Annotated in this window: 20 protein-coding genes and 1 pseudogene; 8 read left to right on the top strand and 13 right to left on the bottom strand. The window is 64.0% G+C overall.

Annotation, left to right across the window (positions count from 1 at the left end):
* Nucleotides 1-10: 10 nt before the first annotated feature.
* The 3 genes and pseudogenes from FXB38_RS16560 to FXB38_RS16550 form a co-directional block, all read left to right on the top strand.
* Nucleotides 11-277, top strand: a pseudogene (locus FXB38_RS16560) (RNA-binding S4 domain-containing protein); the annotation flags it as partial.
* A gap of 136 nt (nt 278-413) precedes the next feature.
* Nucleotides 414-752, top strand: a complete 339-nt coding sequence (fdxA, locus tag FXB38_RS16555) for a ferredoxin FdxA (protein ID WP_148751923.1) — start codon at nt 414-416, stop codon at nt 750-752.
* Nucleotides 753-1,101: 349 nt separating this feature from the next.
* Nucleotides 1,102-1,938: a CarD family transcriptional regulator gene (locus FXB38_RS16550; protein WP_187434927.1), complete on the top strand. Its 837-nt coding sequence runs from the start codon at nt 1,102-1,104 to the stop codon at nt 1,936-1,938.
* Nucleotides 1,939-2,057: 119 nt separating this feature from the next.
* Here FXB38_RS16550 and FXB38_RS16545 read toward each other — a convergent pair whose 3' ends face one another.
* Genes FXB38_RS16545 through cyoA form a run of 7 tightly spaced genes read right to left on the bottom strand, consistent with a single transcriptional unit; the run spans nt 2,058 to nt 8,973 of the window.
* The gene (locus FXB38_RS16545) at nt 2,058-2,591 is read right to left on the bottom strand and encodes a response regulator transcription factor (protein ID WP_148751921.1); all 534 of its coding nucleotides are present in this window, start codon (nt 2,589-2,591) and stop codon (nt 2,058-2,060) included.
* Nucleotides 2,581-3,966, bottom strand: a complete 1,386-nt coding sequence (locus tag FXB38_RS16540; RefSeq protein ID WP_187434926.1) for an ATP-binding protein — start codon at nt 3,964-3,966, stop codon at nt 2,581-2,583. Before FXB38_RS16540 ends, FXB38_RS16545 begins: the two co-directional genes overlap by 11 nt.
* Nucleotides 3,938-4,774 (bottom strand): SURF1 family protein, encoded by an 837-nt coding sequence (locus tag FXB38_RS16535; protein WP_246229928.1) that lies wholly within the window; start codon nt 4,772-4,774, stop codon nt 3,938-3,940. Before FXB38_RS16535 ends, FXB38_RS16540 begins: the two co-directional genes overlap by 29 nt.
* An 8-nt stretch (nt 4,775-4,782) precedes the next feature.
* A complete protein-coding gene (cyoD, locus tag FXB38_RS16530; protein ID WP_148751918.1) occupies nt 4,783-5,163 on the bottom strand; it encodes a cytochrome o ubiquinol oxidase subunit IV in 381 nt (126 codons plus the stop codon).
* Complete coding sequence (gene cyoC, locus FXB38_RS16525) at nt 5,160-5,789, bottom strand: cytochrome o ubiquinol oxidase subunit III (protein WP_148751917.1); 630 nt, start codon at nt 5,787-5,789, stop codon at nt 5,160-5,162. The genes cyoD and cyoC overlap by 4 nt, the downstream gene beginning before the upstream one ends.
* Complete coding sequence (cyoB, locus tag FXB38_RS16520) at nt 5,790-7,787, bottom strand: cytochrome o ubiquinol oxidase subunit I (protein WP_148751916.1); 1,998 nt, start codon at nt 7,785-7,787, stop codon at nt 5,790-5,792.
* Between the two features lie 25 nt (nt 7,788-7,812).
* Nucleotides 7,813-8,973: a ubiquinol oxidase subunit II gene (gene cyoA, locus FXB38_RS16515; protein ID WP_148751915.1), complete on the bottom strand. Its 1,161-nt coding sequence runs from the start codon at nt 8,971-8,973 to the stop codon at nt 7,813-7,815.
* A 181-nt stretch (nt 8,974-9,154) separates the two neighbouring features.
* On the opposite strand from cyoA, the gene FXB38_RS16510 reads away from it, so the two are divergent.
* Nucleotides 9,155-10,483 (top strand): MFS transporter, encoded by a 1,329-nt coding sequence (locus FXB38_RS16510; RefSeq protein WP_148751914.1) that lies wholly within the window; start codon nt 9,155-9,157, stop codon nt 10,481-10,483.
* A gap of 124 nt (nt 10,484-10,607) precedes the next feature.
* On the opposite strand, the gene FXB38_RS16505 is transcribed toward FXB38_RS16510, so the two are convergent.
* Complete coding sequence (locus FXB38_RS16505) at nt 10,608-12,107, bottom strand: M48 family metalloprotease (RefSeq protein WP_488226223.1); 1,500 nt, start codon at nt 12,105-12,107, stop codon at nt 10,608-10,610.
* 26 nt (nt 12,108-12,133) lie between these two features.
* Nucleotides 12,134-12,985, bottom strand: coding sequence for a thermonuclease family protein (locus FXB38_RS16500; protein ID WP_148751971.1), 852 nt, complete (start codon nt 12,983-12,985; stop codon nt 12,134-12,136).
* A 260-nt stretch (nt 12,986-13,245) separates the two neighbouring features.
* Here FXB38_RS16500 and FXB38_RS16495 point away from each other — a divergent pair, with 260 nt between their 5' ends.
* The 3 genes from FXB38_RS16495 (at nt 13,246) to FXB38_RS16485 (ending at nt 16,127) form a co-directional block, all read left to right on the top strand.
* Nucleotides 13,246-14,451 carry an ABC transporter substrate-binding protein gene (locus tag FXB38_RS16495; protein WP_148751913.1) on the top strand — a complete coding sequence of 402 codons (1,206 nt, stop codon included), beginning with the start codon at nt 13,246-13,248 and terminating at the stop codon, nt 14,449-14,451.
* Nucleotides 14,452-14,589: 138 nt separating this feature from the next.
* Nucleotides 14,590-15,378, top strand: coding sequence for an enoyl-CoA hydratase (locus FXB38_RS16490; RefSeq protein WP_148751912.1), 789 nt, complete (start codon nt 14,590-14,592; stop codon nt 15,376-15,378).
* A 2-nt stretch (nt 15,379-15,380) separates the two neighbouring features.
* Nucleotides 15,381-16,127: a VOC family protein gene (locus FXB38_RS16485; RefSeq protein ID WP_187434925.1), complete on the top strand. Its 747-nt coding sequence runs from the start codon at nt 15,381-15,383 to the stop codon at nt 16,125-16,127.
* Nucleotides 16,128-16,184: 57 nt separating this feature from the next.
* Here FXB38_RS16485 and FXB38_RS16480 read toward each other — a convergent pair whose 3' ends face one another.
* From FXB38_RS16480 to FXB38_RS16470, 3 genes are read right to left on the bottom strand one after another with little or no spacing between them, the layout of a single operon-like run.
* Complete coding sequence (locus tag FXB38_RS16480; protein ID WP_148751910.1) at nt 16,185-17,003, bottom strand: enoyl-CoA hydratase/isomerase family protein; 819 nt, start codon at nt 17,001-17,003, stop codon at nt 16,185-16,187.
* A 17-nt stretch (nt 17,004-17,020) separates the two neighbouring features.
* Nucleotides 17,021-18,181 carry an acyl-CoA dehydrogenase family protein gene (locus tag FXB38_RS16475; protein WP_148751909.1) on the bottom strand — a complete coding sequence of 387 codons (1,161 nt, stop codon included), beginning with the start codon at nt 18,179-18,181 and terminating at the stop codon, nt 17,021-17,023.
* Nucleotides 18,182-18,197: 16 nt separating this feature from the next.
* On the bottom strand, nt 18,198-19,262 hold the full coding sequence (locus FXB38_RS16470) for an acyl-CoA dehydrogenase family protein (RefSeq protein WP_148751908.1): 1,065 nt from the start codon (nt 19,260-19,262) through the stop codon (nt 18,198-18,200).
* Nucleotides 19,263-19,511: 249 nt separating this feature from the next.
* Here FXB38_RS16470 and FXB38_RS16465 point away from each other — a divergent pair, with 249 nt between their 5' ends.
* A complete protein-coding gene (locus FXB38_RS16465) occupies nt 19,512-20,297 on the top strand; it encodes an SDR family NAD(P)-dependent oxidoreductase (protein WP_148751907.1) in 786 nt (261 codons plus the stop codon).
* 161 nt (nt 20,298-20,458) lie between these two features.
* On the opposite strand, the gene FXB38_RS16460 is transcribed toward FXB38_RS16465, so the two are convergent.
* Nucleotides 20,459-20,731 carry a GlsB/YeaQ/YmgE family stress response membrane protein gene (locus tag FXB38_RS16460; RefSeq protein WP_187434924.1) on the bottom strand — a complete coding sequence of 91 codons (273 nt, stop codon included), beginning with the start codon at nt 20,729-20,731 and terminating at the stop codon, nt 20,459-20,461.
* Between the last annotated feature and the right edge of the window lie 11 nt (nt 20,732-20,742).

Raw genomic sequence — 20,742 nt, 5'->3', positions numbered from 1 at the left:
TCCCACGACCGAGCGGCAGCGCCTCGACAAATGGCTGTGGCACGCGCGGGTGGTAAAGGCGCGCACCTCCGCGGCTGAGCTCGTCGAGTCCGGTCACGTCCGCGTCAACGGCACACGCGAGAAATCGCCGGGCCACGCGGTCAAGGTCGGCGACGTCATCACCGTCGCGCTCGATCGCACCGTACGTGTGTTGAAGGTGACCGGCTTCAATGCGCGCCGCGGCGATGCAGCCTCGGCGCGAGTGCTCTACGAGGAGCTCAGTGAACGCAAAGAGTAATTAATTGCGTTTTCGGTTCATTTCTTGGTCGATCAACCACACAAAGCCCGCATGATCGGGGCTTCCCGACCTTGCAGCGCCGGGCCATCCGCGCTACGCAAGCCGCGACTTTTAAAAGAGCTTTTCGGAGCGTTGGATGACTTACGTCGTCACTGAAGCCTGCATCAAGTGCAAGTACACCGACTGCGTAGAGGTCTGCCCGGTCGACTGTTTCTACGAGGGCGAGAACATGCTCGTCATCCATCCTGACGAGTGCATCGATTGCGGCGTGTGCGAACCGGAATGCCCAGCCGACGCCATCAAGCCGGACACGGAACCGGGCCTGGAAAAGTGGCTCCAGGTCAACGCCGACTACGCCAAGAGCTGGCCGAACATCACCCAGAAGAAAGAATCACCCGACGACGCGAAGGAATTCGACGGGATGGAAGGGAAGTTCGAGAAATATTTTTCTCCGAACCCCGGCTCCGGAGACTAAATTCCGGCGCAAACTTAACCCTAATACCTTCGTCAGCGTCGAAAACCAGCCTCACGACCCCTAAATCATTGATTTTTGCGGGAAATGTGCTATATTGGGCACATTAACCCGAACCCCTCGTCAGCCCTGTTGGCTCCGCCGGGTTCCCGTGAAACCAGATGTCGAACAGGGGCGTGGCAGTTTCCGCGCGCAGGCTGTGTCACAGAAAACGCGTAAAAAGAGTACTTCAGCGAGGGCTTCCCATAAGGAGGCCAAAAAAGTCGCCGCGGCCAGCCGTAGCGCATCCAAGGGTCGGGCCGCTGCCAAGGCGCCGCCGGCTGCAAAGTCCTCGAAGAACAAAAGAAGCGCAATGCCTCACAAGACTGCCAAACCGGCCGCGAAAGCGACCGTTGCCAAGCCTGCTGCCGCCAAGGCTCCCGCTGCCAAGGCTCCCGCTACGAAGCCTGTTGCTGCCAAGACTCCTGCTGCCAAGCCTCTTGCTCCGAAGGCTCCTGTTGCTGCCGCCCCTGCCAAGGCTCCCGTTGCTGCTGCCAAGCCGGCTGTGAAGGCCGCTGCACCCGCGCCGAAGGTCGAGGAAAAGAAGGTCGTGACCCAGCGTCAGGGCTTCAGGGCCAATGAATTCGTCGTCTATCCCGCTCACGGCGTCGGCCAGATCCTGGCCATCGAGGAGCAGGAGATTGCCGGCGCGAAGCTCGAGCTGTTCGTCATCAACTTCATCAAGGACAAGATGACGCTGCGCGTTCCGACCGCCAAGGTGGCCAACGTCGGCATGCGCAAGCTGTCCGAGCCCGCGCTGGTGAAGAAGGCGCTGGAGACGCTCAAGGGCCGTGCCCGCGTCAAGCGCACCATGTGGTCGCGCCGCGCCCAGGAATACGAAGCGAAGATCAACTCGGGCGATATCGTCGCGATCGCGGAAGTCGTGCGCGACCTCTATCGCTCGGAGTCGCAGCCGGAGCAGTCCTACTCTGAACGTCAGCTCTATGAAGCGGCGCTCGATCGTCTCTCCCGCGAGATCGCGGTGGTGCAGCACTCGACCGAGACCGAAGCGGTCAAGGAGATCGAGGCCCAGCTCGCCAAGAGCCCGCGCCGCAACGCCAAGGCGGAAGCCGCCGAGGGCGAAGGCGAGGCGGATGCCGAGGGCGATACCGACGGCGACGACACCACCGTCGCCGACGAGGCCGCATAAGCCGCTCTCGCTTCTAACAGTTCAAAAGCCCGGCCGTTCGGCCGGGCTTTTGTTTTTGGATTTGTAGCTTCGTAGGGTGGTTAGCCTCGCTAACCCACCCTCCGAAGTGAGGCGTCGGCTCATTTCACCGGCCGCTTCTCGAGCTTTCGTGCCAGCGTGCGCCGGTGCATGCCCAGCCTTCTCGCGGCCTCCGAGATATTGAAGTCCGTCTCGATCAGCGTCTGGTGGATGCGCTCCCATTCGAGCGTCTTGATCGAGGTCGGCCGCACGTCCAGCGCGACGTCGGCGTTACCTGCGGCCTTGTTAAAGGCGGCCTCGATGTCGTCGGTGTTGGAGGGTTTTGCGAGGTAGTGGCAAGCGCCGAGCTTGATGGCCTCGACGGCGGTCGAGATGCTCGCGAAGCCCGTCAGCACCACGATCAGCATCTCCTCGTCGTGGGTATGCAGCAGATCGACACAGGCAAGGCCGGAGGCGCCGCCGAGCTTGAGGTCGACCACGGCATAGCCGAAGGATCGGTCCTCCAGAACCTTCCGGACATCCTCGATCGAGGCGGCGAGCACGACCTCGTAGCCGCGGCGCTCGAATGAGCGTTTCAGCGTGCGCGCAAAACCATCGTCGTCCTCGACGACGATGAGCGAACGGTCAGGCGTCAAAGCTGCCTCCGATCGCGAGCGTGGCGAGCGGCAGCGTCAGGCGCACGGTGGCGCCGCGCTTCCGGTGGTTCTCGGCGGTCACGCTGCCACCAAGCTTGCGCACCACGTTGACCACCAGGAACAGGCCGAGCCCGCCGCCGGCGCGGCCCTTGCTCGACTGGTAGGGCTTTCCGAGCTGTGCCAGCATTTCAGGCGCGAAGCCCGGGCCGCGGTCGCTGATCGAGAGCACCAGATTGTCGCCCTCGCGTTCGGCGAGCAGCTCCACCCACCCGCGCGAGATTTCATAGGCGTTGTCGAGGACGTTGAAGATCACCTGCTTCAGCGCGATGTCCGAGACGATCGCGACGTCCTCGCCAAAGGTATTGACGAAATACAGTGTGCGCGCCGAGCGGGCGTCGCGCCATTCTTCGACCAGTGCGGTGACGAAGGCGGTCACCGTCGTCGGCGAGGATCCCTCGCCGCGGGCTTCGCCGGCCGACACGAGAATGCCCGTCACGATCGTCTTGCAGCGTTGCAGCGAGGTTTCCATCTCCGTGAGGTCCTCGGCGAGCTCCTGATCGGCGGCGAGATCCGGCATGCGGCGCCAGTCACTGAGGATGACCGAGAGCGAGGCGAGCGGCGTGCCGAGCTCATGCGCTGCACCGGAGGCGAGCAGGCCCATGCGGACGATGTGATCCTGCTCGGCCGCGTGCTGGCGCAGCGCCGCCAGATGCGCGTCGCGCTCGCGCAAATTCCTGTTGATGCGGGTGACGAACACGACCAGCAATACGGCGTTGAGGATGAAGCCCAGCAGCATGCCGGTGACGGTGAGCGTATAGGTCTCGCTCAGCGGATTCGGCGGCAGGTCGAGCGGCCGGTAGGCCATCGTCAGCCACACGAAGCTCGCGCAGCTCAGCGCCACCAGCGACCAGGTCGAGCGGGCATCGAGCAGCACCGCGCCGAGCGTGACCTGAAGCAGGAACAGCGAGGTGAAGGGATTGGTGGCGCCGCCGCTGAGATAGAGTTGCGCGGTCAGCGCGGCGACATCCAGCATCAGCGCGACCAAGAGCTCGTTGTTGGTCATCGCGGCGCGATGGCGCACCCAGACCAGGCTCGAGACATTGAGCAGCACCAGCGCGCCGATCACCGCGCCCATGCGGGTGAGGGGCAGCGGAATGCCGAGCCAGAAATGCACGCCGCCGATGGTGACGATCTGGCCGACCACCGCGGTCCAGCGCAGCTGGATCAGCAGCGCCATGTTTTTGCGGTTGGTCTCGTCGTCAGTGGGGGCCGCGCCGATCAGCTCGCTGCGCGCGTCCGCCTGCGATTGCAGCGTGACCGCCAGCTCGCCGTAAGTGTTCCCGTCGTCAGGTCGGTTCGACGATCGTTCCAGCATCTGATCCCGTCCTGCGGGCGGAGGCATCCGACCCGCAGGCCGTTTCGTGGACGAAGCGTTTGCGGCGGAACAGCCCGCCGCCGAATGTGACGAGAAGTCTACCGGCCAGCATGAAAGCCAGGGCAAACCACGTCAACGCGTAGATCAGGTGGTTATTGGGAAAGCGGACCACGGTCAATCCGCCGATTGGAGCGCTGCCGGATTGTGATCCGGCGTCGGCATCGACGAAGAACGGCGCAACGTTCTGGAGGTCGCGCGCGGCCGCGATCGCGGCGACATCCCGCGAGTACCAGCGGTTGTGCTGGGGCACGTTGTCCCTGAGAAAACCGCCTTTCGGCTCCGTGATGCGCAAGAGACCGGTGATTTCGACCTGGCCGTCCGGATTGCCGCCCTGGCGCGTCGATGCGTCGCGCCGCTCGGATGGCACGAAGCCGCGGTTGATCAGCACAAGCGTGCCGTCGCTGCGCTGGAGCGGCGTCAGCACCCAATAGCCAGGGCCGTCCTCGGTGACGGCCTGAACCAGGGTCTCGCGGTCGTGCAGGAAGCGGCCGGAGAGGCTGACATGCCGGTATTCGTCGCCTGCGGCGGTGATCGCCGGCCAGGCTGCGCGCGCGGGGATCGGCTGGGCCGCGGCATGAACGCGCTGCTCGACGCGGTCGATCAGCGCGAGCTTCCAGGCACGGCGCTCGACCTGCCAGACGCCAAGGGCGATCAGAACAACGAAGGCGGAGAGCGAGGGAATCGTGAGCCATAGGGACGGACGCGCAGCCCCCGCGGCGCTGCGCGGTTCGTTATCCTCGGGTCTCACGGGATCGCTCACTTCATTCCCGTCATCTCGTGCATCGGCATCATGTTGCTGTTGAGGTGGTTCATCACCCACAGCGAACCGGACAGCGCGATCACCACCATCACGATGGTGAAGATCAGCGCCATCATGCTCCACCCGTTCTCGGACTTGGGGCTCATGTGCAGGAAGTAGATCATGTGCACGACGATCTGGACGACCGCAAAGGCCATGATGACCAGTGCGGTGATCTGCTTGCTCGGCAGCGTCCCGCTCATCACCAGCCAGAACGGGATCGCCGTGAGCACCACCGAGAGCACGAAGCCGAGCATGTAGGTCGAGAACGTGCCATGGGCGTGGCCGTCGTCGTGGTGATGGTCGTGCGCGTGGGCGGCGTGGGTGTCGGTGTTCATCGCAGAACTCCCAGGAGATAGACAAAGGTGAAGACGCCGATCCAGACCACGTCGAGGAAGTGCCAGAACATCGACAGGCACATCAGGCGACGGCGGTTGGCCTCGATCAGGCCGAAACGCCAGACCTGCACCATCAAGGTCACCAGCCAGATCAGGCCGCAACTGACGTGCAGGCCGTGGGTGCCGACCAGGGTGAAGAAGGCGGACAGGAAGGCGCTGCGCTGCGGCGTGGCGCCTTCATGGATCATGTGGGCGAACTCGGTGAGCTCGATGCTGATGAAAGCGACGCCGAACAGGCCGGTGATCAGGAGCCACATCTGCGTCTGGGCGATCTTGTTCTGCTGCATCGTCAGCATCGCAAAACCATAGGTGATCGACGACAGCAGCAGCATCGAGGTGTTCACCGCGACCAGGTTGAGGTCGAACAGGTCCTTCGGCGCAGGCCCGGCGGCGTAGTTGGCGCCGAGCACGCCGAAGGCGGCGAACAGCATCGCGAAGATGAGGCAGTCGCTCATCAGGTAGATCCAGAAGCCGAGCGAGGTGCTGTGGCCTTCCGGATGCGGATGTTCGTCGGCGAGGTAGAAGACCGGCTCGCCGGTTTGCGTGGGATTGACAGCGACAGTCATTTACTTGACTCCGGCGAGCAGCTTGGTGCGCGCATCCTCGGTCCGGATGACGTCGTCAGCCGGAATGTCGAAGTCGCGGTGATAGTTGAAGGTGTGACCGATCCCGACGGCGAGCATCGCGATGAAGCTCGCAGCCGCCAGCCACCAGATGTACCAGATCAGGCCGAATCCCATCGCGGTGGCGAGGCCGGCGAGGATGATTCCGGTGCCGGTGCTGCTGGGCATGTGGATCGGCTTGAACCCGGTGAGCGGACGCTGGTAGCCGCGCCTCTTCATGTCCCACCAGGCGTCGTTGTCGTGAACGACGGGGGTGAAGGCGAAGTTGTAGTCCGGCGGCGGCGAAGATGTCGCCCATTCCAGCGTGCGGGCGTCCCAGGGATCGCCGGTGACGTCCTTGAGCTGCTCCCGCCTGAGGAAGGAGACCGCGAACTGCATCAGCATGCTGAGGATACCGAGGAAGACAAGGCCGGCGCCGATCGCGGCGATGACGAACCAGATCTGGAGCGAGGGATCGTCGAACACGCGCAGGCGGCGGGTCACGCCCATCAGGCCGAGCACATAGAGCGGCATGAAGGCCATGTAGAAGCCGGTGACCCAGAACCAGAACGACAGCTTGCCCCAGAACGGATCGAGCTTGAAGCCGAACGCCTTCGGGAACCAGTAGTTGATGCCGGCGAATGCGCCGAACACCACGCCACCGATGATCACGTTGTGGAAATGCGCGATCAGGAACAGGCTGTTGTGCAGGACGAAGTCGGCCGGGGGGACTGCGAGCAGGACGCCGGTCATGCCGCCGAGCACGAAGGTCAGCATGAAGGCGATCGTCCATAGCATCGGCAGCTCGAAGCGGATGCGGCCGCGATACATCGTGAACAGCCAGTTGAACATCTTCGCGCCCGTCGGGATCGAGATGATCATCGTGGTGATGCCGAAGAACGAGTTCACGCTGGCGCCCGACCCCATCGTGAAGAAGTGGTGCAGCCAGACCAGGTAGGACAGGATGGTGATGACGACCGTGGCGTAGACCATCGAGGTGTAGCCGAACAGCCGCTTGCCGGAGAAGGTCGAGGTCACTTCCGAGAAGATGCCGAAGGCGGGGAGAACCAGGATGTAGACCTCGGGATGGCCCCAGATCCAGATCAGGTTCACGTACATCATCGGGCTGCCGCCGAAATCGTTCGTGAAGAAGTTGGTGCCGACGTAGCGATCGAGCGAGAGCAGCGCGAGCACGACGGTCAGGACGGGGAAGGAGGCGACGATCAGGATGTTGGTGCAGAGCGCAGTCCAGGTGAACACAGGCATCTTCATCATGGTCATGCCGGGGCAGCGCAGCTTGACGATGGTGCAGATCAGGTTGATGCCGGATAATGTCGTGCCGACGCCGGCGACCTGCAGCGCCCAGATGTAATAGTCGACGCCGACATCAGGACTGTAGCCGATGTTTGACAGCGGCGGATAGGCCAGCCAGCCGGTGCGGGCGAATTCGCCGATGAACAGCGAAGCCATCACCAGCACCGCGCCGCCGACCGTCATCCAGAAGCTGAAATTGTTGAGGAACGGGAACGACACGTCGCGCGCGCCGATCTGCAGCGGCACGACGTAGTTCATCAGGCCCGTCACCAGCGGCATCGCCACGAAGAAGATCATGATCACGCCGTGGGCGGTGAAGACCTGATCGTAGTGATGGGCGGGGAGGAAGCCATCGGAGCCGCCGAACGCGAGCGCCTGCTGGGCGCGCATCATCAGCGCGTCGGCGAAGCCACGCAGCAGCATCACGATGCCGAGGATCATGTACATGATGCCGATGCGCTTGTGATCGACAGTGGTGAACCACTCGCGCCACAGATAGCCCCAGAGGCGGAAATAGGTGACGCCGGCGAACAGCGCGCCGCCGCCAAGCGCGACCATCACGAAGGTAGCGACCAGGATCGGCTCGTGCAGCGGTAGCGAATCGAGGCCGAGACGGCCGAAGATGAGCTTGAGAAGATCAGGAGACATGCGAGCTCTCTTTAGGAGTCTGACGTCAGGAGTCTGACTTGGGACGTTGTCCGAGGAAGAAGGACGAGGACTTCAGCGGCGCGAAGGTCGGCCGCTTCAGGCCGGCACCTAGGAGCGGCGCGGTATCCAGCGGCGCCTTGATCGCGGCCGTGGTCTGGCCTTGCGGCGCATCCGGCGTGCAGGTGCCGGCGACGAAGGTCGGCTCGGGCCCGAGCACAGTGCCGCGGCGGGCGTACTTGTCGTAGGCCAGCGGCAGGGTGTTGTTCACGCCTTCATGGCCGAGACCGCCCTTGGCATCGATCGCCATCATTTCGCTCTGGCACATCTTGCCGGTCTCGACGCACATGTTGAGGATCAGGCGGTAGAGATCGGCATCGACCGTGCCGTAGCGGCGCACCGGCTCGTTCTCGCTCGGTTTCTCGAGCTGGAGATATTCGGCGCGGCCGAGCGAGCCGCCGGCCGATTTGGCCTGGGCGATCCAGGCGTCAAAGCCTTTGTCGTCGAGGCCGTGGAAGTTGAAGTGCATGCCAGAGAAGCCAGCGCCGCTATAGTTCGCCGAGAAACCTTTGTAGGTACCGGCATGGTTGATCACGGCGTGGAGCGACGTCTCCATGCCCGGCATCGCGTAGATCTGTCCGGCGAGTGCGGGGACGTAGAACGAGTTCATCACCGAAGAGGCGGTGATGTGGAAGTTGATCGGGCGATCCACCGGCGCGGCCAGATCGTTGACGGTGGCGATGCCGTAATCGGGGTAGATAAAGAGCCACTTCCAGTCGAGCGCGACGACATCGACTTCGAGCGGAGCCTTGGACTGATCCAGTGGGCGTTCTGCATGGATGCGCCCGATGTTGCGATAGGGGTCGAGCAGATGCGTGCCCATCCAGGTCAGCGCGCCCAAGCAGACGATGATCAGCAGCGGCGCCGACCAGATCACCAGCTCGAGCTTGGTCGAGTGGTCCCAATCCGGCTCGTAGCGGGCCGAGCTGTTGGACTGGCGGTAGCGCCAGGCGAACAGCACCGTCAGCGCCATCACGGGGACGACGATCAGGAGCATCAGGACGGTGGAGATGATGACGAGGTCGCGCTGTTGCGCCGCGATATCGCCGGCTGGCGCTAGCACGACGTAGTTGCAGCCGCTGAGCGCAACTGCCAGGGGTAGCAGCGCCAGGATCTTGAAACGGGACACGGGCCGAGCCTTTGAGAATGAGTTTCCTTTGCGGGGCCAATGGGTAGCTGCGGCGCAGCAATCCGGACATTGGACAATTTGTCCAATGTTGCAGTGCGGGATGTTGGGCCAAACAAGGCAAGATTGGCTGGCGTTCCGCCGGGCGGTCGGCTTTGGTTTTCAGGACGTTAAGGGCGCACGCATGGCGACGGCACAGACCCCCGCAATGGCAGACCTCCACTCGGGCGAGCACGGCCACGACCTGGCCAGTCCTGGCGAGATCGCCATCGGCGTCATCATCGGCCGCACCTCGGAATTCTTTGACTTCTTCGTCTACGCGATCGCCTCGGTGATCGTGTTTCCGCGCCTGGTGTTCCCGTTCACGAGCGAGCTGACCGGCACCCTCTATTCCTTCATGATTTTCGCGCTGGCCTTCATCGCCCGGCCGGTCGGAACCGTCATTTTCATGACGGTCGACCGGGAGTACGGCAAGACGGCCAAGCTGGTCTCGGCGCTGTTTCTGCTCGGCACCGCCACCGTGGCGCTCGCGTTCCTGCCTGGCTATCACGACATCGGCGTCGCCGCGATCTGGCTGCTAGCACTGGCGCGTATCGCGCAGGGTCTGGCCTGGGGCGGCGCCTGGGACGGTATGGCCTCGCTGCTGGCGCTGAACGCGCCGGCCTCCAAGCGCGGCTGGTACGCGATGGTGCCGCAACTCGGCGCACCGCTCGGGCTGATCGTGGCGAGCGCGCTGTTCGCCTATTTCGCAGGTAACCTCTCGGCCGACGATTTCTTCGACTGGGGCTGGCGCTATCCGTTCTTCGTCGCCTTCGCCATCAACGTCGTGGCGCTGTTCGCGCGCCTGCGCATGGTGACGACCGAGGAATACGCATCTTTGTTCGAAACCCGCGAATTGCAGCCCTCGCGCATCTCCGACACGGTTGCCCGCGAAGGCCACAACATCATGCTCGGTGCGTTCGCGCCGCTCGCGAGCTTCGCACTGTTCCACATGGTCACGGTGTTTCCGCTGTCCTGGGTGTTCCTGTTCACCCGCGAAAGCCCGGTTCGATTTCTGATCATCGAGATCGTCGCCGCCGTGTTCGGCGTCGCCGCGATCGTGGCCTCCGGCGTCATCGCCGACCGGGTCGGCCGCAAGTCGCTGCTGATGGGATCGGCGATCGCGATTGCGATCTACAGTGGCTTCGCCCCGCAGCTGCTCGACGCCGGCGCGTTCGGCGAGACCATCTACATGGTGATCGGCTTCATCCTGCTCGGCCTCTCCTTCGGTCAGTCGTCGGGCGCGATCGCCTCGAACTTCAAGCAGATGTACCGCTACACGGCGTCCGCGCTGACCTCGGACATGGCCTGGCTGTTCGGCGCCGGATTCGCTCCGCTGGTCGCGCTGCTGCTCGCCACCAATTTCGGCGTCATCGCCTCGGGTGCCTATCTGCTCTCCGGCGCGTTCTGGACCCTGCTCGCGCTCTGGCTCAGCGGCCAGCGCGAGGTGGGTGACATGGACGCGGGCGGCTAAGTACAAACAGCAGCTACAAGAGCTTTTGTAGGGTGGGCAAAGGCGCCCTTGCGCCGTGCCCACCATCCCTCCTCCACTGGCGCAGAAGTGGTGGGGCACCCACCCTACGGCAGCTCGGCGCGCCTCAATCCGTCACGATCTTCACGCGGTCACGCACCTTTACCTGCGCGGTGCGATCGAGGCCGTTCAGCACACGAAAACGTTCGGCCGGGTGATCGACGCCGGCCATGCGGTGAGACAGCGATTCCACGGTGTCGCCGGGCTGCACGGTGATGACCTTGATGCGCAGCGGACGGGCGGCCTGGATCTCCTCGAGGGTCAGGCGGCGGAACGAATTGACGGTCTCGCGCGCATTGCGATCGCTCTCGGTCGACTTCTGCCGCGTGGCGAAGATGAAGCGATAGACGTCGCTGCCGAAGCGCAGCGCATAGACCTTGAACTGCCACTGGTCGCCCTTGGCGGTGGCAGACGCGGCCGGAAAACCGTTGATGGTGATGTCCTCGGTGGACGCCTTCTCGACGCCCTCCATCCAGCCGGAATTGAGGTAGTCGCCCAGTGACTGCTCGGCCGGCACGCGCACGACGTCGAAGCGCATCGCCTGCGAGCCGCCCTCGCGTACGCCAATCACGGCCTGCGCAGTGTTGTCGAGCGTGAAATTGTCCGGCGCCTGGAAGGTGAAGCCGAGTTTTGGATGCAGGAAACGCCGGCCGCGGACAAAGCCTTCGCTGGGGTCCTCGCCATAGACGAGATTGTCGATCGCGGCGAGATAGCTCTCGCGGTCGCGCTCGCCACCTTCTGGGGCGACATATTGGCGAGCAATGGTCTGCGCATTCTGCACCCGCTCGGGCGTGGCCGGATGCGATGAGGTGAAATCCTGCGCGCGCGGATCGAGCGAGCTCTTGCCGGCCTTCAGCTCGGCATTGCGCTCCATCGCGGAGAGGAAGCGTGCGGCACCATACGGGTCGAAATGTGCCTTGGCGGAAATGCCGACGCCGATGCCGTCGGCCTCGAATTCCTGATTGCGCGAAAAGCTCGCCATGGTGAGCTTGGTCTTGGCGAGCGCGAGCGCGGTGAGATCGGGATCGGTGCTCATGTCGGTGACGACGCGGGTGACGATGGCGGCCTGGCGCGCCTGGTCCTCGCGCATCGCGGCGTGCTTCGACAGCACATGCGCCATCTCGTGGCTGAGCACGGAGGACAATTCGGAGGTGTCACTGGCCAGCGCGAGCAGCCCGCGGGTGACATAGAGTTGGCCGTTCGGCAGCGCGAAAGCGTTCACCGCGCCGGAATTGAGGATGGTGACCTTGTAGCCCTGGTCAGGGCGGTCGGACGCCGCGACGAGCCGGTCGACGGTCTTGCTGACCAGTGATTCGAGCCTGGGGTCGTCATAGGCCCCGCCATAGCTCGCCAGGATGCGCTCGTGCTCTTTCTCGGTGGCGGGGGTCTGGGCGACAGCCGGCTTCGGCTTGGGCAACGCGATGGTCGCCGGCGCCGCTGCGGTCTGGAACCGGCCCATATCGCCGCAGCCGGCGAGAGCCGTGCCCAGAACGAGGCAAAGCGCGGCCGGCGCAGCCCGAAGGCGGCGTCCTTCGCCCTTTTTGTGCTGTTCTAGCACCCCATTCACGTCGCTAACCCGTGCCTGGCCCCTGGTCAGGGCCTTACCCCAATCGGCTCGCTTGCGCCCAGCAACTCGACCTGTCCCACCCGGAGCACGTCGATACGCGGCCCCGCAGTCCCCTCAACCCAGCCCCTGACGCGAATGTACCTATTTTCCAGGGACTTAAGCGTCGTTCCAGCGCTTTCGAACGCCGGCACCATGCGCTTTGAAATAGTCGCGGCAAAGCCGTGTGTCCAGTTCCGTCCGAAGTTGAGGTAGGTCATTGCCCCAGCTTGCCGGACCGACAGGACTTTGCCCTCGACCACCACAAAGCGCCCTTTCCCGGCCAAAATATCGTCCGGACTTTCCGCGTTTTTTATGGCCGACGGGTCAGCCCAGTTGCCCTTTTTTTGGCGCCTCGCCTCGGCCTCTGACGACATCAGCGCGGTGGCGCACTCCTTGTCCGCGATCTCGGCCGAGACGAGGGCGTCGCCTTGGGCGAGCAGCATCGCCTGTACCGAGGTGTCGCTTTCGCCGATGAACAGCAGCGCGCCCTGGCGACCGTAGCGGTCGGGTGTGTCGTCCGTGCCGCGCAGCGTCACGTCGCGGCCGGCAAGCAACGAGGTCAGCGCCTGCCTGGTCGACGCAGTGGGCTCGATCCCGGTGAGGCGCACCTCACGGCCGTCGTCGAGACGCACACTGCGCGCATCGACGATTCCAACGACGCGGCCTTCGCCCTGTGTTTCGAATTGGCACGGCGCCGCGAACGCAGTGTGACCTGCGGCGAGAACAAATGCGACGATGAGGCGAAGCCGTTGCGTCACGAGACCCGGAGAGGTTGCGTTACGTGTCAATATTAACTCAAGCGCTGCGTGGCGCGAAGAGGCTTCCTCACACTCCGTCATTGCGAGCGCAGCGAAGCAAATCCAAAGTCTTTCCACGGAGGGATTCTGGATTGCTTCGCTGCGCTCGCAATGACGTGGAGATATTTATCCATATGTCACCATTCCGCTTTGCGGAAAACATGAGGCCCGTCGAAAGACCCGCATCGCGCTTCTGCTTGCTGCGCTCTTGCGCGTGCGGCATGATTGCGGCAACAGCGTTTGCCAACAGCAATAATCAAGCCGCCATTCAAGAGTCAGGCGATCAAGGGAGGTCCTTTTCAATGAAGCATATTTTGTCCGGCATTTTTGCCGCCGCCTTGGCTCTCAGCGCGACTGTTGCGCAGGCCCAGGACAAGCCACCCTTGAAGATCGGCGGCATCCTCGACATGTCGAGCCTCTATGCCGACATCACCGGCCCCGGCAGCGAGACCGCAGCCAAGATGGCGGTGGAAGATTTCGGCGGCGAGGTGCTGGGGCGCAAAGTCCAGGTGATCGCGGCCGACCATCTCAACAAGGCCGACCTGTCCGCCAACCTCGCCCGCGACATGCTCGATAATCAGGGCGTCGAAATGATCTACGACGTCGCGGCGTCTGCGACCGCACTTGCCGCCGGCGAGATCGCGAAGGCGCGCAACAAGATCATCATGTTCAACGGCCCGGGCTCGATCCGTCTCACCAACGAGGCCTGCGGTCCCTACACCATCCACTATGTATTCGACACCTACGGCCAGGCCAACGTGACCGGCCTTGCGGCCGTGAAGTCGGGCCTCGACACCTGGTTCTTCCTCACCGCCGACTATGCCTTCGGCCAGGACCTGGAGAAGGACACTAGCGCGGTCGTGACCAAGACCGGCGGCAAGGTGCTCGGCAGCGTGCGCCATCCGCTCAACACGTCGGACTTTTCGTCGTTCCTGCTGCAGGCGCAGGCCTCGAAAGCCAAGGTGATCGGGCTCGCGAACGCCGGCGGCGACACCGTCAACGCCATCAAGCAGGCCGCCGAGTTCGGCATCACCAAGGGCGGCCAGAAGGTCTCGCCGCTGCTCGCTTTCGTCTCCGACATCGACTCGATCGGTCTCGAGACCGCGCAGGGCCTGCTGCTGGCCGAAGCCTTCTACTGGGATCTCAACGATGAGACCCGCGCGTGGTCGAAACGCTTCATGGAGCGCACCAAGCGGATGCCGACCTCGGCGCAAGCCGGCGTCTATTCCTCCGTCATGCATTATCTGAAGGCGGTCAAGGCGGCCGGCACCACGGATTCGGCCGCGGTCATCAAGGTGATGAAGGATACGCCGATCAACGACTTCTTCGCCAAGAACGGCAAGATCCGCGAGGACGGCCGCATGATCCATGACATGTACCTGTTCGAGGTGAAGAAGCCGTCGGAGTCCAAGGGCCGCTGGGACGACTACAAGCTGGTCGCCACGGTGCCCGGCAGCGAGGCGTTCCAGTCGCTGGAGCAATCGCGCTGCCCGCTGGTGAAGAAATGACGCGAAGCGTCATCCCGGGGCGCGAAGCGAACCCGGGATCCATCTGGCCGCAGTGACGGTTGATCGATGGATTCCGGGCTCGCGCCGAGTGGCGCGCCCCGGAATGACAGAACCTAACAACAACAAGGGAGACGTCCCATGAACGACATGGTCCTGCAAAAGCTCGAAGGCGGACTGCTCACGATCACCATGAATCGTCCCGAGCGGAAGAACGCGCTCAATCCCGAGATGGTCGCCGGTCTGGTCGAGGCGGCGCGGCGCGCCGCCGACGATCCGGAGGTGCGCGCGGTGCTGTTCAAGGGCGCCGGCGGCTCGTTCTGCGTCGGCGGCGACGTCAAGTCGATGGCGGCCGGCCGCGCGCCGCTGCCGTTCGAAGTGAAGATGGCGAATCTGCGTCGCGGCATGGAGGTTTCGCGCATCCTGCATCAGATGCCGAAGCCGGTGGTGGCGCAGCTCGATGGCGCGGCAGCCGGAGCCGGTCTTTCGATGGCGCTGTCGTGCGATCTCCGCGTTGCCTCCGAATCCTGCAAGATCACCACGGCCTTCGCCAAGGTCGGCTTCTCCGGTGATTACGGCGGCACCTATTTTCTCACCCAGCTGCTCGGCAGCGCGCGGGCACGCGAACTCTATCTGACCTCGCCCGTGCTGACGGCGAAGGAAGCGCATGCGATCGGCATGGTGACGAAGGTCGTGCCCGATGCAGAGATTGATGCTGCCGCGCACGAGCTGGCGCTCTCGCTGGCGCAGGGGCCGTCGATCGCGCTTGGCTACATCAAGCGCAACATCAACAATGCCGAGCATCTGCCGCTGGAGGATTGCTTCGACGGTGAAGCCATCCATCACACCCGCTGCAGCGACACCGACGATCACAAGGAGGCCGCGAAGGCTTTCGTCGAGAAGCGCAAGCCGGCCTTCAGGGGCGCATGACGATGGCGCCCTATATGCGGCTGCGGCAGATTTGTCTGGTCGCGCCGCAGCTCGCGCCTGTCATCTCTGATATCGCCGAGATCATGGGCCTCGCCGTCTGCTACCGCGACGGCAATGTCGCCAAATACGGCCTGGAGAACGCACTGCTCCCGGTCGACACGATTATGCTCGAGGTCGTCGCACCCTTCAAGGACGGCACCACGGCCGGCCGCTTTATCGAGAAGACCGGGGGGCGCGGCGGCTACATGGCGATCTTCTGCTGCAACGACCCGGACGAGCGCGGCCGCAACGCCAATGCGCTTGGCGTCCGCACCGCCAACGTCATCGACCACGCGCCCTATCACGGCGTCCAGCTCCACCCCCGCGACTGCCGCGCCGCCTTCATCGAGTTCAACCACACTGCAGGCAGCGACGATATTTTTGGAACGTATCCGCCCGCAGGCCCGGACTGGCAGAAGTTCGTCCGCAAGGAAGTGACGCAGGCGCTGACGGCAGTGGAGATGCAGAGCCCGGATCCACACGGGCTGGCGCAGCATTGGAGCAAGATTATCGGCGTGGCAGCTGATGGCCCTGAGCTGAAGCTGCCCAACGCAACCTTCCGCTTCGTCAAGGGCGCCAGCGAGATCATGAGTGCGCTCGAGTTTCGGGTGGCCGATGCCGCGCACGTGCTCCATGTCGCGAGGTCAAAGGGGCTTGCAGTGGCCGGGAACGAGTTTCTGCTCGGCGGCGTGATCTTCCGCGTCAGTTGACCCGAAGGAATCCGTCACAAGCTCTCAGGACGACGGGGATGCAGCGCGGAGCTGCAATCACCGCCCCCTGAAATTCGCCACACGCCGCTCTTCCGTGGCCTTCACGCCTTCCTTGAAATCTTCCGTCGCGCGCAGGCGGGTCTGTTCGGTGAGCTCGTGATTGGTCGCAGCCATGACGCGATCGGCCAATCCGGCGCGCATCGTGGCGCGGGTAGAGAGCAGGCCGAGCGGGGAGCATTCGGCGATCTCGCCGGCGAGCTTCATCGCCTCCGCCTTCACCTGGTCCTGCGGCACCAGCACATTGGCGAGGCCCCATTTGACGGCTTCTTCGCCGGTGACGCGGCGGCTGGTGTAGAACATCAGCTCGGCGTTGTTCTTGCCGATCAGCTCGGGCAGCGTCGTCGTCAGGCCGAAGCCGGGATGGAAACCCAGCTTGGTGAAATTCGCGGAGAAACGCGCTTCGGGGCAGGTGACCCGGAAGTCGGCCGACACCGCAAGGCCGAGGCCGCCGCCGATGGCTGCGCCCTGCACGGCGGCGACGATCGGCTTCTTGGCGCGGAAGATGCGCACGGCCTGGATGTAGAGATGATTGATTGCTCCGAGGCTGTCGGCCGGATCGCCCTTGGCAGCCTTATCGGCTTCGCGCGCTTCCTGCGCCTGCCGCGCCGGGTCCTGGAAATTCGCGCCGGCGCAGAACGCCTTGCCTTGCGCCGAGAGAACGGAGGCGCGGATCTCGATGTCGCGATCGAACTCGTCGAGCGCATCCGCGATCTGGTTGATCAGGGAGATGTCAAAGAAGTTGAGCGGCGGGCGGCGGATCTCGATGGTGCCGACATGCCCGACCCTTTCGACGCCGATATCTTTATAGGTGCTCATGATGATCCTCGATTGAATTAGCGCAAACCAAGCCCGCGGGCGATGATGCCGCGCAGCACTTCCGTGGTGCCGCCCTGGATGGTGAGTTTCGGCGCGGTCTTGATCGCGAAGTCGAGCTGCCGCTCCAGCGTCTCCCGGTTGGTCGCGGTCTCCTCGACGAAGGCGGCGAGATCGCGCACGCGGTGCGGAAGCTGCTGCTCCCAGACCGTACCGATGTCCTTGACGATGGAGGCCTCCACCACCGGCTCCTTGCCGGCCTGCAGCATGCCGGCGACCGAGACCGACATGCGCCGCATGGTGTGGAGCTGCGCGACGAGGCGCCCGATGCCTTCGGCGCTGCGCGTGTCAGGATTGGGACCGACCGCGCGGACCAGCTCCGTCAGCACGTAATAGGTCTCGAGGAAGCGCTCGGGGCCTGAACGCTCATAGGCGAGTTCGCTCGTCGCCTGTTTCCAGGCGCCGTCGACCTCGCCGAGCACGTGATCCTCGGGCACGAAGAAGTCGGTGAACACGACCTCGTTGAACTCGTACTGGCCGGTGATCTGGCCGATCGGGTTCACCTTGATGCCCGGCTGCTTCATCTTGACCAGGAACTGCGTCAGGCCGTGACGGCGGTTTTCCTTGGTCGGCGGCGAGGTCCGGAAGATCGCGATCATGTAGTCGGCGATATGCGCCGACGAGGTCCAGATCTTGGTGCCGTTGATGAGATAGCCGCCATCGGTCCTGGTCGCGCGCGTCTTCGCCGCGAACAGGTCGGAGCCGGAGTTCGGCTCGCTCATGCCGATCGCAAAGCAGATCTCGCCGCGGCAGATGCGCGGCAGGATGTCCATCTTGATGTGCTCAGGCGCGTACTTCAGCAGCACCGGCCCGCTCTGGCGGTCGGCGACGAAGAAGCGCCGCGTCGGGGCGTTGGCGACGCGCATCTCCTCGGTCACCACGTAACGCTCGAGGAAGGAGCGCTCCTGGCCGCCATATTTCTTCGGCCAGGTCATGCCGAGCCAGCCCTTGGCGCCGACCCGGCGGGAGAATTCCGGCGCATCGGTGTCTTCGCGGTTGGGCTTGTGCGGATCGAAGGTGCCGGCGGCGATCTCCTCGGCGAGGAAGGCGCGCACTTCCTTGCGCAGTTGCTCGCACTTCTCGGGCAGGCGGATCGGATCGAAACGAAGAGCAGCGGTCATGTGTTTCGTCTCCCGATCAGCGCGACGCCACGAGCGGCCACAATTCATCGGCGCCGCGTTTGGCGACGAGCTTGCCGAGTTCGACGGCCCAGTGGCTCTCAGAGCCGAAATCATCGCGCCAGGCCAGCGCCCGCAACGAGTACCGGTGCAGGATGTGCTCGTTGGTGAAGCCGATCGCGCCGTGCACCTGATGCGCGATGCCGCCGCCTTTCTCTGCTGCCTCGGCGCAGCGGATCTTTGCAGAGGCGGCTTCGAGATAGACCTCGTCGTCGAACGACTTTGCGTTCGCGATCGCATCGGCGGCCGAAGTCGCCGCCGCAAGTGCCGCGGCGGATTCGCCGGCGAGGCGGGCGAGATTGTGCTGTACCGCCTGGAATTTCGAGATCTTCTTCTCGAAGGCGACGCGCTCGTTGGAGTAGCGCACGGAGATGTCAAGCATCGCTTCCAGCGCGCCGGCGATCTGAAGGCTGCGCGCGACACCGCCCACCAGCATCAGTGTGGTTTGGTCAAAACGCTTTGGCGCGGGCTTGATGGTGATGGGCTGGACCTTGTCGAACGTCACGGTATCGCTATGGTCGTAGCCGACATTGAGCCCGGATTCGATCCGGCCCTTGCTTGCATCGACCAGCGCGATCGAGACGCCGTCCTTGCCATGCGCGAGCACCGCAAAATGCTTTGCCGCTTTGGCAAACGGCACGCCGCGGCAGCGGCCCGAGAGTGCGCCGTCGGCATCCATCGTGAGCCGATCCTTTGGCGAGGCTGGCAGCACCGTCATCTCGCCTTCGGGCGAAGCGATCTTCGCCTGCGCCAGCAGCCAGCCCGCGAGCATGGTCTCGGCCAGCGGAACCGCGACCGCGAAACGGCCGGCAGCATTCAGCAAGGCAAAACCATCGGCAAGGCTCGCGCCGGAGCCGCCGAGATCGTCGGGCACCCAGGATAACGGCAAGCCGGCTTCGCTCAGCGCCAGCCACAGCGGCGCCTGCCAGGAATCCTTCTTGTCGTTGTTGATGGTCTGCGGATCGGCGAGATCGGCGAAGATCTTCTCCGCGGTCTCGACGACCATATTGTCACTCTCCGCCACAGCGTTCCCCGTGTTTTGCCATTGGCGCGTCCTGCCCGGTCAGTGCGGCGCGCGGTCTCTTCTTGCGCCCGATGATCCGAAAAAGCCATGGCCCTGACAAGCGTTGATCGCAGGCCCATCTGCGGCGCTAGCATGGGGGCAAGACCCGGTTCGGAGTAATTCCGCTTAGCGGAGTTTGCTTGATTTGCAGGGAGCGGCAAACTCGCTAAACAGGGCGCCAGCAACTCGATAACGGGGAAGGAAATCCGGATGGCAAAAGACAGTCTGAGCGCAATCGTGACGGGATCCGCATCCGGTCTCGGTGCTGCGACCGCGGAAATTCTCGCGCGGAGCGGGGCGCGGCTCGTCATCAACTATTCGTCGAGCCAGAAGGAAGCCGAGGCCACGGCAGAGCTCTGCCGCAAGGCCGGCGCCGCGGAAGTTCTGGTCGCGCAGGGCGACGTCTCGAAGGATGATGATTGCCGCAAGATCGTTGCGGCCGCGAGCGGTTGGGGCCGGCTCGACATCCTCGTCAACAATGCCGGCACCACCAAGCACGTCGCCCATGCCGATCTCGACGGATTGTCGGCCGAAGATTTCCAGCGTCTCTACGGTGTCAACACCATCGGCCCGTTCCAGATGGTGCGGGCGGCGCGTAGCTTGCTGGAAGCCGGGTCGAAAGCGTCGGGACGCTCGTCCGCCGTGGTCAACGTGTCGTCGGTCGCCGGCATCAGCGGCGTCGGCTCGTCGATCGCCTATGCCGCGAGCAAGGGCGCGCTCAACACCATGACGCTGTCGCTGTCGCGCGCACTCGCGCCGCTGATCCGCGTCAACACGGTGTGCCCCGGTTATATCGACACGCCCTGGTTCACCAAGGGCCGCGGCGAAGCCGGCGCCAAGCAGGTGCGCGACAGCGTGGTGGCGAAGGTGCCGCTCAAGGTCGCCTCATCCGCCGAGGACATCGCCCAGCTCGTCTGCTTCCTGGCGATGCCGGCCTCGAGCAACATGACCGGCGAGGTCGTGCGCATGGATGCGGGGATGCATTTGATTACGTGACTCGTCATTGCGAGCGAAGCGAAGCAATCCAGAATTCCTCCACGGAAACAGTCTGGATTGCTTCGTCGCACCAGCGCAAAATTGCTTCGCAATTTTGTCGCGGGCTCCTCGCAATGACGATGAGGAGGCAGACGAGTTTCCTCACGCAACGGCTTGCGCCGTCACCCCTTGATCACGCCGCTCGCCACCAGCCGGTGCCAGATGAATAGCACTACCACGGCACCGATCGTGGCCATGATGAATCCGGCGCCTTGATCCGGGCTGTAATGGCCGATGGCCTGGCCGACGAAGGTCGCCAGAAACGCACCGACGATGCCGAGGATGGTGGTCAGGATGAAGCCTGACGGGTTGTTCGGCCCCGGCGCCAGCCAGCGCGCGATGAGGCCGGCGATGAAGCCGACGACGATGATCCACAAGATGCCGCCCATGCTCATGTCAGTGCTCC

The organism is Bradyrhizobium cytisi (assembly GCF_008123515.1).
GTDB lineage: Bacteria > Pseudomonadota > Alphaproteobacteria > Rhizobiales > Xanthobacteraceae > Bradyrhizobium > Bradyrhizobium cytisi.
Note: the sequence above shows the minus strand (reverse complement) of the source record. Positions and strands in the feature narration are given on the sequence as shown.

What these genes read in the sequence shown, in the direction of transcription:
- FXB38_RS16485 (WP_187434925.1), top strand. Translation starts at nt 15,381, where the DNA reads ATGGCGCCCTATATGCGGCTGCGGCAGATTTGTCTGGTCGCGCCGCAG.
- FXB38_RS16540 (WP_187434926.1), bottom strand. Translation starts at nt 3,966, where the DNA reads ATGCTGGAACGATCGTCGAACCGACCTGACGACGGGAACACTTACGGC.
- FXB38_RS16460 (WP_187434924.1), bottom strand. Translation starts at nt 20,731, where the DNA reads ATGAGCATGGGCGGCATCTTGTGGATCATCGTCGTCGGCTTCATCGCC.
- cyoB (WP_148751916.1), bottom strand. Translation starts at nt 7,787, where the DNA reads ATGTCTCCTGATCTTCTCAAGCTCATCTTCGGCCGTCTCGGCCTCGAT.
- fdxA (WP_148751923.1), top strand. Translation starts at nt 414, where the DNA reads ATGACTTACGTCGTCACTGAAGCCTGCATCAAGTGCAAGTACACCGAC.
- FXB38_RS16550 (WP_187434927.1), top strand. Translation starts at nt 1,102, where the DNA reads ATGCCTCACAAGACTGCCAAACCGGCCGCGAAAGCGACCGTTGCCAAG.
- FXB38_RS16510 (WP_148751914.1), top strand. Translation starts at nt 9,155, where the DNA reads ATGGCGACGGCACAGACCCCCGCAATGGCAGACCTCCACTCGGGCGAG.
- FXB38_RS16465 (WP_148751907.1), top strand. Translation starts at nt 19,512, where the DNA reads ATGGCAAAAGACAGTCTGAGCGCAATCGTGACGGGATCCGCATCCGGT.
- FXB38_RS16480 (WP_148751910.1), bottom strand. Translation starts at nt 17,003, where the DNA reads ATGAGCACCTATAAAGATATCGGCGTCGAAAGGGTCGGGCATGTCGGC.
- cyoD (WP_148751918.1), bottom strand. Translation starts at nt 5,163, where the DNA reads ATGAACACCGACACCCACGCCGCCCACGCGCACGACCATCACCACGAC.
- FXB38_RS16475 (WP_148751909.1), bottom strand. Translation starts at nt 18,181, where the DNA reads ATGACCGCTGCTCTTCGTTTCGATCCGATCCGCCTGCCCGAGAAGTGC.
- FXB38_RS16500 (WP_148751971.1), bottom strand. Translation starts at nt 12,985, where the DNA reads ATGACGGAGTGTGAGGAAGCCTCTTCGCGCCACGCAGCGCTTGAGTTA.
- FXB38_RS16490 (WP_148751912.1), top strand. Translation starts at nt 14,590, where the DNA reads ATGAACGACATGGTCCTGCAAAAGCTCGAAGGCGGACTGCTCACGATC.
- cyoC (WP_148751917.1), bottom strand. Translation starts at nt 5,789, where the DNA reads ATGACTGTCGCTGTCAATCCCACGCAAACCGGCGAGCCGGTCTTCTAC.
- FXB38_RS16495 (WP_148751913.1), top strand. Translation starts at nt 13,246, where the DNA reads ATGAAGCATATTTTGTCCGGCATTTTTGCCGCCGCCTTGGCTCTCAGC.